The 15677-nt window shown below is 67.9% G+C and carries 13 protein-coding genes and 1 pseudogene; 10 read left to right on the top strand and 4 right to left on the bottom strand.

Going from position 1 to position 15677, the window contains the following annotated elements; translation table 11 throughout:
• The first annotated feature begins 154 nt into the window (after positions 1–154).
• From WME95_RS08690 to WME95_RS08660, 7 genes and pseudogenes are all read left to right on the top strand, one after another.
• On the top strand, positions 155–703 hold the full coding sequence (locus tag WME95_RS08690; RefSeq protein ID WP_437907953.1) for an IS701 family transposase: 549 nt from the start codon (positions 155–157) through the stop codon (positions 701–703).
• 139 nt (positions 704–842) lie between these two features.
• Complete coding sequence (locus WME95_RS08685; protein ID WP_437907951.1) at positions 843–1424, top strand: hypothetical protein; 582 nt, start codon at positions 843–845, stop codon at positions 1422–1424.
• A 173-nt stretch (positions 1425–1597) separates the two neighbouring features.
• Positions 1598–3037 carry an IS481 family transposase gene (locus WME95_RS08680; RefSeq protein ID WP_437907950.1) on the top strand — a complete coding sequence of 480 codons (1440 nt, stop codon included), beginning with the start codon at positions 1598–1600 and terminating at the stop codon, positions 3035–3037.
• Between the two features lie 2 nt (positions 3038–3039).
• A complete protein-coding gene (locus WME95_RS08675; RefSeq protein ID WP_437907949.1) occupies positions 3040–3876 on the top strand; it encodes an ExeA family protein in 837 nt (278 codons plus the stop codon).
• A gap of 14 nt (positions 3877–3890) precedes the next feature.
• Entirely contained in the window at positions 3891–4172 is a 282-nt protein-coding gene (locus WME95_RS08670) for a hypothetical protein (protein WP_437277946.1), read from the top strand.
• A gap of 187 nt (positions 4173–4359) precedes the next feature.
• A pseudogene (locus tag WME95_RS08665) lies at positions 4360–5241 on the top strand (IS701 family transposase); the annotation flags it as partial.
• A gap of 213 nt (positions 5242–5454) precedes the next feature.
• Positions 5455–6876, top strand: a complete 1422-nt coding sequence (locus WME95_RS08660) for an IS701 family transposase (RefSeq protein ID WP_437907947.1) — start codon at positions 5455–5457, stop codon at positions 6874–6876.
• A 160-nt stretch (positions 6877–7036) separates the two neighbouring features.
• Here WME95_RS08660 and WME95_RS08655 read toward each other — a convergent pair whose 3' ends face one another.
• The gene (locus WME95_RS08655) at positions 7037–8578 is read right to left on the bottom strand and encodes a hypothetical protein (protein WP_437907946.1); all 1542 of its coding nucleotides are present in this window, start codon (positions 8576–8578) and stop codon (positions 7037–7039) included.
• Entirely contained in the window at positions 8575–9150 is a 576-nt protein-coding gene (locus WME95_RS08650) for a fused MFS/spermidine synthase (protein WP_437907945.1), read from the bottom strand. Before WME95_RS08650 ends, WME95_RS08655 begins: the two co-directional genes overlap by 4 nt.
• An 821-nt stretch (positions 9151–9971) precedes the next feature.
• On the opposite strand from WME95_RS08650, the gene WME95_RS08645 reads away from it, so the two are divergent.
• The gene (locus WME95_RS08645) at positions 9972–10622 is read left to right on the top strand and encodes a glutathione S-transferase family protein (protein WP_437907944.1); all 651 of its coding nucleotides are present in this window, start codon (positions 9972–9974) and stop codon (positions 10620–10622) included.
• 406 nt (positions 10623–11028) lie between these two features.
• On the opposite strand, the gene WME95_RS08640 is transcribed toward WME95_RS08645, so the two are convergent.
• On the bottom strand, positions 11029–11424 hold the full coding sequence (locus WME95_RS08640) for a hypothetical protein (protein WP_437907943.1): 396 nt from the start codon (positions 11422–11424) through the stop codon (positions 11029–11031).
• Positions 11425–12382: 958 nt separating this feature from the next.
• Between WME95_RS08640 and WME95_RS08635 the strand changes: the two genes are divergently transcribed.
• Positions 12383–14185 carry a carbohydrate binding domain-containing protein gene (locus WME95_RS08635; RefSeq protein WP_437907942.1) on the top strand — a complete coding sequence of 601 codons (1803 nt, stop codon included), beginning with the start codon at positions 12383–12385 and terminating at the stop codon, positions 14183–14185.
• A 32-nt stretch (positions 14186–14217) separates the two neighbouring features.
• On the opposite strand, the gene WME95_RS08630 is transcribed toward WME95_RS08635, so the two are convergent.
• The gene (locus WME95_RS08630) at positions 14218–15312 is read right to left on the bottom strand and encodes a protein kinase domain-containing protein (protein WP_437907941.1); all 1095 of its coding nucleotides are present in this window, start codon (positions 15310–15312) and stop codon (positions 14218–14220) included.
• 153 nt (positions 15313–15465) lie between these two features.
• Here WME95_RS08630 and WME95_RS08625 point away from each other — a divergent pair, with 153 nt between their 5' ends.
• On the top strand, positions 15466–15672 hold the full coding sequence (locus WME95_RS08625; RefSeq protein ID WP_437907940.1) for a hypothetical protein: 207 nt from the start codon (positions 15466–15468) through the stop codon (positions 15670–15672).
• Positions 15673–15677 lie beyond the last annotated feature (5 nt).

Genomic DNA, 15677 nt, shown 5'->3' with positions numbered 1-15677 from the left:
ACTGACGACACCGAGTGCTACCGCTGCCGAGCCGAAGCCGGCCAGCCGCGGAAAGAGAGCGCTAAAGCCCTTGACCTCAGGGCTGCCTCATCGTCGGTCCTCTAGTACTACAGCCGCACCTCGACATCGATCAGGTTGGACCCAGGATCCGCCCATGGATCCGGGGGCGAGCGAGCTGCCAGCCGCGTTGGCGTGGGACGCGATGGCAGCAGATTTTGAGGCATTTCACGCGCGATTCGCGGCGCTGTTCGCGCGCAGCGAGCCACGCGAGCAGGCGATCAAGTACGTGCGCTCGCTGATGGGGCCGGCGGCGCGGCGGAACGGTTGGCAGTTGGCCGAGGCCATCGGGGACCGCACGCCCGATCGCGTGCAGCGGCTGCTGTACAGTGCGGACTGGAACGCGGATGCGGCGCGCGATCTCCTGCTGGACTTCACGATCGAGCAGTTCGGCGATCCGCAAGGCATCGGCGTACTGGATGAAACGGGCTTCCTCAAGAAAGGCACGAAATCTGTCGGTGTGCAGCGGCAATACAGCGGGACGGCAGGCAAGATCGAGAACTGCCAGATCGGTGTGTTCCTCAGCTACACCAGCCCACGTGGACATGTGATTCTGGATCGTCGTCTTTACTTGCCAGAAGCGTGGTGCAGCGATCCGGCGCGGAGGCAGGACGCTCACGTTGCGAAGGATGTCGCGTTCCAGTGAGCAGCGCCAAGAAGATGGCGGCCTCCGAGCGCCATCCTGAGCGCGTTTTTTGAGGGGCGACAAACGAAGCCCCCTCAGAAAACTTGGTCGAAGTCCTCCGAGGGGGCTCGCCTCCGAGTTGCCAGAAACGGAGGAGCCCATGTTCGACCAATTCACGCTCAAGGGCGAGTTCTTCGCGACGTTGGAGGCCCTGGACCGGGCGATCGCGCGACAGGTGGCGGCGAGCCGGTGCCCGGCGTGCGGGGGCCCGCTGCACGTGGGCAACTTCGCCCGCAAGCCGCGGGGCGCGCTCATCGCGCCGGAGGGCGAGGCGTTCCTCGTCCGCTTCAGCCTCTGCTGCGGCCGCGAGGGGTGCCGGAGGCGCGCTACGCCCCCGTCGCTTCGATTCCTCGGCCGGCGTGTGTACCTCGGCGTCGTTGTGATCGTGGCGAGCCTTGTCGCACAGGCGCTCGGCGCCGCCGGCGCGCAGGCGACCGGCGTCCCGCGGAGGACGACGCGCCGATGGCTCGCTTGGTGGCGTGGCCCTTTCCTCGCGAAGGAGGTACTGCTCGCGATCCGCGTCCGGCTCGTCGGCGTCGATGTAGGCGGGATCCCAAGGTCAATCATCGAGCGGCTCCCCGGCACGGCCGACGAGCAGATGCGCACGATGCTCCACCTGCTCGCGCCGCTCACGACGGGCTCGGTCCTCGATGGATCACGTTTTTTGAGGGACATCGCATGACCACGGCGCCACGCAGAAGATGTCATTCGGCGTGGATTCTGCGGTGAGATAGGGTTTCCCCGCCCGGTAGGTCCGTTCGCCGACCGCGCAGGAGACCTCATGAGCCACGAGCACCGGACGCGCACGCGCCCGCCAAGGGCCCGTCTGCGCCTTTCGATCCGGAGGAGGAATCGATGAGCCACGACGACGAGGCGCCCATGCGCTTGCGCTGGGCGCGGATGCGCTTCTCCATCATCAGCCACTTGCTCGCCTCTCCGCCGGAGCCCGGCGAGCTCGCGAGTCGGATCGCCGAGCTCGCCGCGAAGTCCTGGCGACACCCGACCAAGGGCTCGGTGATCCGGCTCTCGCCCAAGACCATCGAGCGCATGTACTACGCGGCACGCAGCGCGGATGACCCGATCAGCGTGCTCGCGCGCAAGGTCCCGAAGCACGCCGGCTCGCAGCCGAGAATCACGACGGCGGTCGCGTCCGCGATCGAGCGTCAGTATCGCGATCACCCGCGCTGGACCTGGCAGCTCCACCACGACAACCTCGTCGCGCTCGCAAAGACAACCCCCGCGCTCGACCCGGTGCCCAGCTATACGACAGTGCGCCGTTTCATGAAGGCCCACGGCATGTATCGCATCCAGAGGAGGCGCCAAGGCAGGGCGGTCGAATCGGAGATCGTGCCGCGCGAGACGCGCTCGTACGAGCTGGCCTATGTCAACGCGCTCTGGCACTACGACTTCCACGAGGGGAAGCGAAAGGTCATCACGGCCAGCGGGGAGCTGAAGACACCCTATCTCTTCGGCCTGCTCGACGACTGCTCGCGAGTGTGCTGCCACGCGCAGTGGTACCTCGACTGCGAGAGCACCGAGAACCTCGTGCACGGCTTCAGCCAGGGGATCCAGAAGCGGGGGCTGCCGCGCGGCGCCTACAGCGATCGTGGAGGTGCCATGAAGGCCGCCGAGATGCGGGAGGGGCTCGAGCGGCTCGGCATCGCGCAATATCTCACACTGCCAAATAGCCCGCATCAGAACGGCAAGCAAGAGCACTTCTGGACGCTCGTCGAAGGGCGGCTCATGCCGATGCTCGAGGGCGAACCGAGCCTCACGCTCGACTTGCTCAACACCGCGACCCAGGCGTGGGTCGAGCAGGAGTATCACCGTACCGTCCACAGCGAGCTCAAAAAGACTCCGCTCGATCGCTACCTCGAAGGCCCAGACGTGAGCCGCCCGAGTCCAGACTCCGAGGCGCTGCGCCGGGCCTTCCGCATGGAGATCTCGCGCCACCAGCGCCGGAGCGACGGGACGGTCACGATCGAGGGCGTGCGCTTCGAGGTCCCCTCGGCCTACCGAGTGCTCGAACGTCCCCGGATTCGTGTCGCGCGCTGGGATCTCTCCAGCGCAGAGCTCGTCGACCCGCGCTCGGGCGCGCACCTCGCCACGCTCTTTCCGCTCGACAAGGAGCGGAACGCGGACCGGGCGCGTCGCGCGCTCACCGAGATCACCGCGCCGCTGGCTCCGTCGAGGAAGCCCCCCGGAATCGCGCCGCTCCTGCGCCAGCTGATGGCCGAATACGCGGCCACGGGCCTGCCGCCCGCCTACCTGCCCAAGAACACGGAGGACGATTGACCATGATGAGTCGACTCCTGTCTCTCTACAGTTTGAAGTACATTCCCTTCCGCGCCGATGTGCCCGCGGAGGCCCTCTACGTCTCGCCGCCCGTCGACGCCTTCCTTCGTCGCGTCGAGCTCGGTTTGGCCCACGGCGGCTTCGCCATGCTCACCGGCGATCCCGGAACAGGCAAGAGCATCGCGTTACGCCTGCTCGCTGCGCGGCTCGGCGCCCTGACCGACGTGGTGGTCGGCACCATCGAGCATCCTCAGAGCAGGGCCGGCGACTTCTACCGCGAGCTCGGTGATCTCTTCGGGGTCCCGCTCTCGTCCAGCAACCGCTGGGCAGGCTTCAAGGCGCTTCGCTCGCGCTGGGCCGAGCACTTCGCCACGACACTTCGGCGACCCGTGCTGATCCTCGATGAGGCGCAGGAGGCGAGCACGCCCGTGCTCAACGAGCTGCGCATCCTCTCCAGCAAGGACTTCGATTCGAGGCAACTGCTCTGCGTGGTCTTCGCCGGTGACTCCCGTCTCCCCGAGCGTCTCCGCACTGCCGAGCTCTTGCCGCTCGGCTCGCGCATCCGCCGCCGACTCGTCCTCGACTACGCCTCTCGCGACGAGCTGCTCGCGTGTCTCGACCACGTGCTCGCCGCCGCCGGCAACCCCTCCTTGATGACCGCGGAGCTCAAGGCCACGCTCGCCGACCACTCCGCCGGAAACTACCGCGTGCTCATGAACCTCGCCGACGAGCTTCTCGCCGCCGCCGCCGAGCGCGAGCTGCCGCGGCTCGACGAGAAGCTCTTTCTCGAGATCTTCGGCGCGGCCCCGAAGCCCAAGTCCGCGAACCGCAAACGGTGAACCAGGAGGCGCCCATGCCACGCACCGCCAACGTCACGCTGCCGATCCCCGAGCCCCTCGCGCTGCTCGACGCCACGTTGCTTTTTCTCATCCAGGTCCTGCTCGCGCAGCACCCCGATCTACTCGCGCCCCCCGAGGAGCCCGCGCCCCGCACTCCGGGCCTGCGCGCGGCCCGCCGCATCTTCGAGGCCGTCCGCGAGCTCCACGCCGCGCTCGACGGCTACCGCGCCTTCCTCCCCGCGGATCACTCGCGGGCGCTCGGCGACGAGCGGCCCGGCGACGACATCCCGTTTTGAGACGCCCTCGCCCGCGCTCGGCTCATCACGCCGCGTCCCTCGATCTTCGCGCTCAAAGGCCCTCAAACTTCGTGCTCGTGACCATCCCGGCGTTGCGGCCCGGCCATGCCCAAGGCCGTGACGGCCATGACGCCGCGCGTCCCTCAATCTTCGTGCTCGGCACCCCCTCAAACTTCGCGAGCACGCTCACCAGACCAAGCCGCAGCTGGCGATGCAGATGCTGCATGGCGCCTGGCAGCGTGGTGTACCGATGGCGTGGGTCACTGGCGATGAAGTCTACGGGGACGACCCCGTGCTTCGCGACGGCATCGCCGCGCAGGGCCATCGGTATGTTCTCGCGGTCCTCTCGAGCACGCCGGTATGGCCCCAGCGACCCGCGGTCGCGGAACCCCCGACCGAACGCGAACACCGTCGTGGTCCGCTCCGCACGCGCACTCGTCTTGCTCCGGGCGCGCCGCACGCCTCCACCGTGGCAAAAGTGGCGGCGCAGTGGTCGCCGAAGCAATGGCATCGCCTTGCGGTCCATCAAGGCGAGAAGGGACCGATCGAGTACGACTGGGCCGGCGCACGCGTCGTCGACAGCCGCCGGCGCTTGCCGGCCGACGATGTCTGGCTCCTGGCTCGCCGCTCTATCTCGAAGCCGTCGGAAGTGGCCTACTACCTGTCTAACGCCGGAGCCGACACATCGCTGGTAACGCTCGCGCACGTGGCTTCCACGCGCTACACGATCGAGCAGTGCTTCGAGGAGGCGAAGGATGACGTCGGCCTCGACCATTACGAGGTCCGCTCGTGGCCGAGCTGGCATCGGTACATCACGTTGGGAATGATGGCCCTGGCGTGGTTGGCTTTTGTGCGCGCGAAGCTTCCCGCGGAGGGCACCTTCCCGTACGCCCCGGCGATGAACCCCGACCTCGTGCCCAAAGCAGCGCGCCCGGGGCCGGGGAAGAACGCCGAGCGCATGCAGCGGACGGCGCTTGACACGTCGGGGAAAAAAAGCCCGCGGCGCCCGAAGAAAGCGACGGTCCGCCGACGCTGGCGCCCTGGAGCATTCCCGAAGTCCGCCGCCTGATGGAGCTGGTGCTTCCGCTGCCCGCCCATTCGCCCGAGTTCCGCTGGGCATGGTCGAGGTGGCGACGCCGAAAGCGCGCGCAGGCTCGCGCCTGTTGCTACCGGCGCCGCCGCGACCGGCCGCTCGCCCGCGCCCAGGCTCCCTAACCGCGGCTGTAGTACTAGTACTACAGCCGCACCTCGACATCGATCAGGTTGGACCCAGGATCCGCCCATGGATCCGGGGGCGAGCGAGCTGCCAGCCGCGTTGGCGTGGGACGCGATGGCAGCAGATTTTGAGGCATTTCACGCGCGATTCGCGGCGCTGTTCGCGCGCAGCGAGCCACGCGAGCAGGCGATCAAGTACGTGCGCTCGCTGATGGGGCCGGCGGCGCGGCGGAACGGTTGGCAGTTGGCCGAGGCCATCGGGGACCGCACGCCCGATCGCGTGCAGCGGCTGCTGTACAGTGCGGACTGGAACGCGGATGCGGCGCGCGATCTCCTGCTGGACTTCACGATCGAGCAGTTCGGCGATCCGCAAGGCATCGGCGTACTGGATGAAACGGGCTTCCTCAAGAAAGGCACGAAATCTGTCGGTGTGCAGCGGCAATACAGCGGGACGGCAGGCAAGATCGAGAACTGCCAGATCGGTGTGTTCCTCAGCTACACCAGCCCACGTGGACATGTGATTCTGGATCGTCGTCTTTACTTGCCAGAAGCGTGGTGCAGCGATCCGGCGCGGAGGCAGGACGCTCACGTTGCGAAGGATGTCGCGTTCCAGACCAAGCCGCAGCTGGCGATGCAGATGCTGCATGGCGCCTGGCAGCGTGGTGTACCGATGGCGTGGGTCACTGGCGATGAAGTCTACGGGGACGACCCCGTGCTTCGCGACGGCATCGCCGCGCAGGGCCATCGGTATGTTCTCGCGGTCCTCTCGAGCACGCCGGTATGGCCCCAGCGACCCGCGGTCGCGGAACCCCCGACCGAACGCGAACACCGTCGTGGTCCGCTCCGCACGCGCACTCGTCTTGCTCCGGGCGCGCCGCACGCCTCCACCGTGGCAAAAGTGGCGGCGCAGTGGTCGCCGAAGCAATGGCATCGCCTTGCGGTCCATCAAGGCGAGAAGGGACCGATCGAGTACGACTGGGCCGGCGCACGCGTCGTCGACAGCCGCCGGCGCTTGCCGGCCGACGATGTCTGGCTCCTGGCTCGCCGCTCTATCTCGAAGCCGTCGGAAGTGGCCTACTACCTGTCTAACGCCGGAGCCGACACATCGCTGGTAACGCTCGCGCACGTGGCTTCCACGCGCTACACGATCGAGCAGTGCTTCGAGGAGGCGAAGGATGACGTCGGCCTCGACCATTACGAGGTCCGCTCGTGGCCGAGCTGGCATCGGTACATCACGTTGGGAATGATGGCCCTGGCGTGGTTGGCTTTTGTGCGCGCGAAGCTTCCCGCGGAGGGCACCTTCCCGTACGCCCCGGCGATGAACCCCGACCTCGTGCCCAAAGCAGCGCGCCCGGGGCCGGGGAAGAACGCCGAGCGCATGCAGCGGACGGCGCTTGACACGTCGGGGAAAAAAAGCCCGCGGCGCCCGAAGAAAGCGACGGTCCGCCGACGCTGGCGCCCTGGAGCATTCCCGAAGTCCGCCGCCTGATGGAGCTGGTGCTTCCGCTGCCCGCCCATTCGCCCGAGTTCCGCTGGGCATGGTCGAGGTGGCGACGCCGAAAGCGCGCGCAGGCTCGCGCCTGTTGCTACCGGCGCCGCCGCGACCGGCCGCTCGCCCGCGCCCAGGCTCCCTAACCGCGGCTGTAGTACTAGGGGTACGTGCCGAACGCCCACCATTCGGTCGCCATGTTGTCGTCGGTGATGATCGGGTCGTCCTGCGTCCGCAGCAGGATCGACTCCCGGTCTTCCCAGGTGGGCCCGCCGCGCCAGTCCTGTTCTTTCAGCAGATCGAGCTGCGCGGCGCCGATGCCGGCGGGCAGCACGGGACGGCCGTCGATACGCCAGGCGTCGAGCTTCCTCTCGAAGCGTGCGCGGTCGATGGCAATCGGACCGTCGCTCACGATCAGCATGTTCTGGTAGCGGAGGGCGTGGGGGAATACGGTCGCCCCGGTCTTCTGAGCCGCGGTGGACATCGTGGTGTTGTAGTAGAGCGCACCACCCAGCTTCAGGTGCCGGCGGCACAGATCCATCATCTCTCGGGAGAGCAACATCGAGGCATACGAGCGCCAGTACACGATCGTGTTCTCGACGATGACGTCGAAGCGCCGCGAGGTCCGCCCCAGGTAGCGCCGGCCATCGTCGATGAGGAGCTCCACCTTGGGGTTGTCCAGCGCGCTCGCGACGACGGGCGCGCGCCGCGCCGCCTCGACGAACCCGGGGTTGATCTCGACCACGGTGAGGTGCTCGACGTCGGGGTCGTTCGCCAGCACCTGAAGCCAGGAGCCGGACCCGAGGCCGATCATGAGGATGTCGCGCGGCCGGGGATGGAACGCGGACACCAGATAGGCCCGCAGCACCCGGTTCTCGTCCTTTTCGGGCAGCGGGCTGACGTTGGTGATGCCCTCGTAGGATCCGCCGCCGTACACCGCGCCCGACCGGGAGACCGTGACGATACCTTCGCGACGCTCGATGACGTGGGCGAAGCGACCGTGTTCGCGGTGTTCCTCCCCGTAAAGGAGCTTCTCGTAGAGGTCGCCGTAGAGCGTTGGCGCCGACCCCACGAAGGACGCGATGGCGGCGGCCAGGATGGCGCCGCTGAACGCGCGCGAGCGCGCCGTCGTCGACGCGGAGAGCATGAGCATCACGCCGATCGCGGCGCCAGCGATCGCGAGGGCCACGTTCAGCTCGCGCAGAGTCAAGACATCCAGCAGCACGAGGCCGGTGACCAGGCTGCCCAGGGTCGAGCCCACGATGTTGCCGACATAGACGTAGGAAAGCCGCGCGCCGGCCAGCTCGTCCGCGGGGATCCCGAAGTGGCACAGGAGCGGGAACCCCGCGCCGAGGCAGGCGCTGGCGAGCGCGAAGACAGGCAGCGTCGAGGCCGGCTCCACACCGCGGCCGACGAGGTGCGCGACGGCGGGGGCCACGAGGAAGGCCGCGAGCGCCCCGGCGAAGATCACCCCGCCCACCCGGTAGAGCTGTCCGGAGCGCTGCGCCGCCGCGCTCCGGCAGTAGCGACCGGCGAGGAGCGATCCGCCGGCCAGACCGGCGAGGTAGGCCGCGAGCAGAAAGCCGAAGGCGTCCGGAGCGCCTTCGGTCGTGAAGCCGTAGACCCGGACCCAGAGGACCTCGTGCGAGAGCGCGAGATAACCGCCGAGCGTGGCGACGAGGACGGCAACGAGGAGCCTCATGGCTCGCCGCGACGCCCCCGGCGCAGAACCATCACGAGCACACCGAGAAATACGTTGAGCGCCGCGGCGACCTCCGCTGTGGCCCGGAGGCCCAGCCCGCCCAGCAGGTAGCGCGCCGCCAGAAAGGCACCGAACGCAGCGCCCAGCGTGTTGGTGAAGTACAGGTTACCTAGCGAGCGACCGACGTTGCCCGATCGCGACGTGGCGTGCGCGACCAGGAGGGGAAGTGTGGCTCCCATCAGCATGACCGGGAGCGCCACGAGCAGGAAGGCCGCCCCACCCGTCGCGACATGGCCCATGCCGTGCGTGACCTCTGCGATGAGGGCGAAGAGGTGAAGGCTGAGGGCGCCGTAGAGGCCTATCCCGAGCTCGGAGAGCGCAAACAGCGTCACCGCAGCTTGCGGGTACCGGCGCGAAAGCGCCCCACCCGCGAGGCTCCCGAGGCCGAGACCGAGCATGAACGCGGTGACGACGATCGTGACCGACAGGATGTCGACGCCATGGATCGCGTAGAGCGCGCGCTGCCAGACGACCTGATACACCAGCGCTGCCGAGCCCGAGAGGAAGAACACCGGGAAGAGCCAGGGCTCCATGGCTCGTGCCTTCGGCTGCTCACCGGCCGGCGGGGCGAGCTTGGTCGAGAGGGTCTGCGAAGGCATGCTTGCGGCCCCCGGGGCGAATCCGGGGGATCAGGTGGCCATGATGCCCTCACAGATCGGCCTGGCAAGCGCATTCTTCGGTTACCTGACCGCAAAATGCGGCGGCGGCCTGGTGCGCGCGATCGGGTTCGTCGCGCGGCGCCGCCTCCTCTCGCGGCGCAGCGCGCGCGGATTCCTCTGCGCGCGCCCCGCGCGCCGTCAAAACCCCGATCGAACACACCACGACGCACCACCACGTTGCGATCCGCCGATTCATCGCGTTGCTCGCTCCTCTCGTCGCGAGCGCGAGGCACGATCGCCTGCGCGCGCGAGCCCTCACCTGTGCGAACCCAATAGCAAACGACGTGCCAGGCGCTGAAGCTCGCGCTCACGCCCCTCTGTGCCAACGTCCGGTGAGACAGGCGTTTGCCGGACTGCGCCTGAGCAGCAGCGGCGGCGAGGTCCCGGCGCAGCTCCGCAAACGCCTATTCGTTCTCCCAAGATGCCTCGTGGGACATGAAGCAGAAGGGGATGCGAGCTGTGCGAGGGTAGCCGGCGCAAAGCCATTCCGACCTGTCAAGAATTTTCTGCCAATCTGCCAACGACCGGGCAGTTGACACAACGTACAAAAAGTACGATCCACTGATCCGCCTATAGAAACCAACAGATCCAACGAGTTCACTCGGCCGTGCAATACTGCTCACACCACGTTGAGGGTGACTCCCAGCCGACCGAACCAGGAAAGGCTTGCTGCGATGAGCGAACTGATCATCTGGACCTACGACTGGGTGCCTGAAGGCCCCCGTGGTTTTGTGCGTGATCTGAGGCTGAGGTGGGCGTGTGAGGAAGCCGACCTCATCTACGTGGTCAAAACGATCCCGTTCGATGGTCGCGAGACCAATCATCTCGCGCGCCAGCCGTTTGGCCAAGCTCCGTTCCTGAACGACGGAGAGCTGGAGATATTCGAAAGCGGCGCGGGGCTGCTGCATCTGGCCCGGAAAAGCGACAAGCTGATGCCGCCTGATCCGGCCGGAGAGGCGGAAACATTGCAATGGACGATCGCCGCGCTCAACTCGATCGAGATGGTCACCGTACCGTGGTGGTTCCTGAAAATATGCGGCGATGAGGACAATCAACTCGCCGGATGGATGGGCAAGCGCCTCGACCAGCTCGAAAAGGTACTGAGCGAGCGAGAGTGGCTCGCGGCCGGCCGCTTCACCGTCGCAGACCTGCTGATGGCGGATGTGCTACGGGTCCCGAAGGTTCGCGCTTTCGGCGATCGGCCGGCGACCGAGGCCTATGTAACCCGTGTGACGGATCGTCCCTCATTCAAGAAAGCCCAGGCCGACCAGATTCGTCTTTTCGAAGCGGCCGACGAGAAGAGAACAGAAAAAGGGGCAACCTGACGAGCGGCTTGGCCTCTGCCCTTCACGCACCGCGCTCGAGCCGTTCGCGCCCGATCGTGTGAACGAGCTGCCCCCCCGGGTCGCCGCGTCTCCGAGCCTGCTCTCCGTGTTCACGGAGACCAAGCCCCGCGCCGACGAGCGCCGGCTCGACGGCACCCCGATCCTGGAGACCGCCATCGCGCCGATCCACATCGAGCCCGGCGGTCTCGCGCTGAATGCACGTCATCACCGCTCGCAGGGCGTCCATCGCTTCATCATCGGCCTCGTGAGGAGTGAAGCAGTAGAAAGCGGCGCGGCGAGGGCGACTGGCGCCCCCGGCGCACCGCCCGCGCGATCTTGCGAGACAGCGCGTCCGACGCGACCGGATAACGCGCCACGTCCGCGGCGCCCGCCGCCACGAGCGCGTTCATCCGGTCCGGGGAGAGCCCGGACGGCCGTCCGGCCAGGCCTGCGCCCGCTCCGCCCGGTCGCCGTGCGGCGCGTCCGCCTTGCGCGCGGGCAGCCGCCGCGCCTCCGCCTCCCGCGACATCGCCTCGTCGAGCCGCGACCGCGCGGCCGCGGCGCTCTCCGGCCGCTTCTCGGGCAGCTTCGCCAGGAGATCCAGCCGGAGCCGCTCCAGGAGCGGCGGGACCGGCGGAGCCCCGGGCAACCGGCGCAGCGGCGGCGGGATCGAGAACATGTGCATCGCCATGAGCACCACCGCAGGGAGACCGACGAACGGCGGCCCTCCCTGCAACAGCGCCGTGAGGATGCAGCTGCACGCGTACAGATAGGTGCTCGGCCCACCGCGAGCGAGCGGCACTGCTCCGGGCTCGTGTACTCCGGCGTGCCCGCGACCATGTCCTTCGATCTCTCCGTCGAACCGCGCTGGGAGGCGGGCAAGCGGCGCTCGGCCGACGCGTCGCCGCTCCCACGCCAGGCGAGTTCGCCTCGATCGGTGCATGCCTTCGTTCATCGCGCCGCGCGGGCCGTGAACGCGAGTTGACAAATGTCCAATCGAGGCGCTCGCAGCACCCCCGACGAGCCTGTCACACGCTCGGCGCAAACGGGCATCTCTTTACAACTCTTCACAATTGAACTCAAAATTCAGACGATGAATTTTTGTTCGCCAGAGCTTGACGGCCGCGCTCGCATCGAACACTTTTCCGCCTGCATTGAGGCTGGCGCGGCTTGGATCGGTCGCCACCGGCCTCGGGGCGCGGCTCGATCTGGGCCGCGTCTGGCGGGAGGTTTGCTTAGGAGGCTGGAGCGACCCGTCGAGCTGCGAAGCGCTCTAGAGCGATTCTCAGCTGAGCCTGGTACGAGCGTCGCAGAGCGGCGGTCACCCGCACAGGAGACGGGTCCAGATCGGCGTTTTCGGCGCGGAAGCGCACTCCAGTGCGCTGAGCACCGAAAACGTCGAGATGGGCCCGTATCCGAAGCGGGTGACCGCCGCTCTAGAAGCGCCGGCCGCTCAGCGGCGGAGGCCGAGGCTCCGCCCGCGGGGTGAGTGCGCGTGGTGGCCGGCGTGAAGCGAGGGCGCGCGGGGCTCGAGGGCCCGGCGGCGTGGTCTTTCCGTCATCAGCACGAGAGGGACGTGCGCTCGGGAGGGTTCGGCTTGCAGGATCGGGCTTGTTTATTCTCATCCCCGTCGGTGCGACGCGGCGATTGACGGATGTAGTGATGGATAGGATCGACGCAGCTCGGAGCCGCGATGCACGCTTCCCGCGTGCGCGAGCCCTGAGCCGGCGCTTCCTCGTTTCAAAGGAGAAGGTTGGCTCATGATGTTGGTTTCCAAGAAGATTAAGTTTAGAAGCCTCGCTGGCGTGCTCGCTGGTTGTGTCGGTCTGGTCGCCGCTCAGGCGTCGGCAGGCGTGGTCGTGGGTAAGCCTACCCCGCACGGCAACACTGCGTACCCCGAAGCCGGGACAACCATGGCACGGGCAGGGACCTTCACCCTGGTCGGCGCGCTTCAAGAGCACGTGAAGATCAGCGGCGAGGCAGAGCCCACGTTCCCCAGCACGATGCAGGGCGCCGTCTACTTGATGAACGGGACGAGCACCACGCCCGAGCGCGTTTACCAGTTCCCGGGGGTCGCCCAGTTCAACCTCCAGGCCGGCAGCCAGCTCGCGATCTCGAATCGCTTCCTTGCATTCGCGACGCGAGGCACGAATTCCGACTCTCCGCAAGCAAACTCCGTGTTCATCGCCCGGAACAACAACGGCTCATGGGCGGAGTGCCCCCTGGTCAGCGGTCAGCGAAACTGCAACGGCGCGGTACGCGAGAACGGACAAAACATCAGCCGCGCGCTCACCCGCATCCCGCTCACGTACCCCGCGAACGTCAGCTTCAAAGACATCGCGCTCGCCCTGTCCGACGACTACCTCGTGATCGGCTACAAGCGACAGAGCGTGCTCGAGATATACCGCTACAACACCTCGAACGACACGTGGGTCCTTGAGCTTTCGCTCGACGAGCCGGACGAGCGCTTCACCGGCGCTGCGGTCGCGATCGACGGCGACTTGGTCGCGGTCGGATCGCCGTGGTCTGAGGGTGGCACCGCCGGGGCCGAGCTCGGCTCGGTCCGCATCTTCCGCAGGAATGCCAGCGACAGCACCTGGAGCTCGGTGGCCATCACGAGCGGCTATTTCTCGACCGGCGCCTTCGGGCGAAGTCTCGCCATGGCTTCCGGAAACCTGGCTGTCACGTCCGGCGTGACATTTCCCGTCAACGGCGTTACGCCGCAGCAGCACCTCTCGTTTTACCGGGTGGCGGCCGACGGTGCGATCTCTGCGCGCCAATCTCTGGAGACTGCCTACCCTCACGTGCACTTGGCGCTTCACGGCGACACGTTGGCCAGTACGGTCAGCGGTGGAGACGAGGGCCTTTCGCTCTACAAGCGCGCTGCCGCGTCGGGGCAGTGGGCCTACGAAACCGGTCTGATTCGCGACTTCTACAAAAGCGTCAACAGCTCCGGCGTCGGGTACGGCGGCATCGACCCCATCGGCCTCGTAGGTGATGACCTGGTGCTCGGCTGGCGCGCCTTTTCGGGCCTGCTGGGCGGCGTGGTCCACGAGAAGGCCAGCCTAATCGACGCTTGCCGAGATCCTCTCAACCTCGTCAATAATTGTTCTTTCGATAATGTGACCAACACCGCGCTCGCGGGAACCCAGAGCAGCAGCGGCTGGCAGGTCCTCAACTGGAACGGCGCCTCGGCATGGGCGGACTTCACCGGACGCCAGATGCGCATCAACGTGCAGCAGCCCGGCTCCGACATGTGGCACATCCAGGCTCGCACCACGGTCAACTTGCCGCAGGCGGGACGCTACCTGCTGACATTCCGCGCCAAGGCGGACGACGTGCGCACTTTCGTGGTGAACCTGGGGCGCAACGGCAACGGCGACAACAACTGGGCGAGCTACGGTCGCGTGACCGCGGCGGCGGGCCCCGAATGGGTCATCTACTCGTTCGAGCTCCCGAACGTCCCGCAGGATTCCGGAGCGTTCCTCGACTTCAACCTCGGTAACGCTGGGACCGCGGCCGTCACCGTGGATAGCGTGAAGCTCGTTCGTCTGACGCAGTAAACACGTCGCGCAAGTCGCAGAAGAGGGGCTAGCTAGCGCCCCCGGCGCACGACCCGCGCGATCTTGCGAGACAGCGCGTCCGGCGCGACCGGATAACGCGCCACGTCCGCGGCGCCCGCCGCGACGAGCGCGTTCATCCGGTCCGAGGAGAGCCCGGACGCGCACACGACGGCGCGCACGCCGGGCGCCGCGCGGCCGAGCGCCTCCAGCAGCGCGCACGCGCCTTCCACGTCGGCGCCGGCGTCGATCACCGCCACGCCCAGCCCCGCATCGACCAGCGCGGCGGCGTCCGGCACCTCGGCGAGGTGGATGCCCTGCGCGTCGAGCCCGATCTCGCACGCCTCGCTGAGCCCCTGCCCCGCCGGCGCGAGCCGGAGCAGCGCGACGTACAGATCGGTGCTCGGGCCCACCGCGAGCGAGCGGCACTGCTCCGGGCTCATGTACTCCGGCGTGCCCGCGACCATGTCCTGCGAGGTGAGCGTCGGCCCGGCGTCGAGCGGGTCGTCGAGGTGCGCCAGGCCGAAGTCGACGACCTTGGCGACCCGCTCCCCGTCCTGCTCGGCGAGCAGCACGTTCTCCGGCTTGAGGTCGCGGTGGACGATGCCGCTCGCGTGCGCGGCGCCCACGCCGTCGAGGATGTCCGCGAACAGGGCCGCGACCTCCGCGAGCGGCAGCAGCTCGCGCGACGCCCGGAGCAGCGCGCCGAGCGACTGGAGAAACACATGAAGACGAATCTGAAGATCGAGTCGCTCCGTCGTGGTCCCCGGTCGGTCCTCGCGCTGTTCCTCGTGGCGGCCGCGCCGGCGTGCGCCGCCGCGCCGGTGGAGGAGCCCATGGCGGAGGAGCCCGCGGACGAGAGCGTTGATGCGAGCGAGGAAGCGCTCCGCTCGGGCGACGCCGCGGGCTGGGCTTTCTACAACGGATCCGGGCTCGTCCCGGTGCGATCGTTCAACTCGTCCGGGGGGCGCGATCCGCGTCGCGAGCTCCGGCGTCGGGGTGTACACGGCCACGTTCGACGGCCTGAGCGGGAGCGGCGGCAACGTCCAGGTGAACGCGGCGGGTGGAGACGGCCAGCGGTGCAAGGTGGCGTCGTGGGGGACCGCGGGGGCGGCGCTCCAGGTCAACATCCGTTGCCACACGGCGGCTGGCCAGGCGGCGAACTCACCCTTCGTCGTCTCGTATGCTCGCTTCGCGGGGAGCACCGCGGTCTCGAGCGCCGGAGCTCATGTGTGGGTGGACCGGCCCAGCACTGATGTGTTCACCCCCTCGCCGACGTATCAGTGGGGCGCGCCGTCGACGGTCAACCGGACCCGCACGGCCCCTACATCGTCAGTTTCGCCGGCCAGGCCTCGGACGGCGGCTCCATGCTCGTGACGGCGTACGGGACCGGGGCCGAGTACTGCAAGACGGCGGGCTGGCAGCGGGTGGGGACGGACACGGACGTCGAGGTGCGCTGCTTCGGCCCGGGCGGCGCGCCGGCGGACTAGCGCTT

This window comes from Sorangium sp. So ce327 (genome assembly GCF_051530205.1).
In the GTDB taxonomy this organism is placed as follows: domain Bacteria; phylum Myxococcota_A; class Polyangia; order Polyangiales; family Polyangiaceae; genus Sorangium; species Sorangium cellulosum_B.
This window is presented reverse-complemented; position numbering and strand designations above follow the sequence as displayed.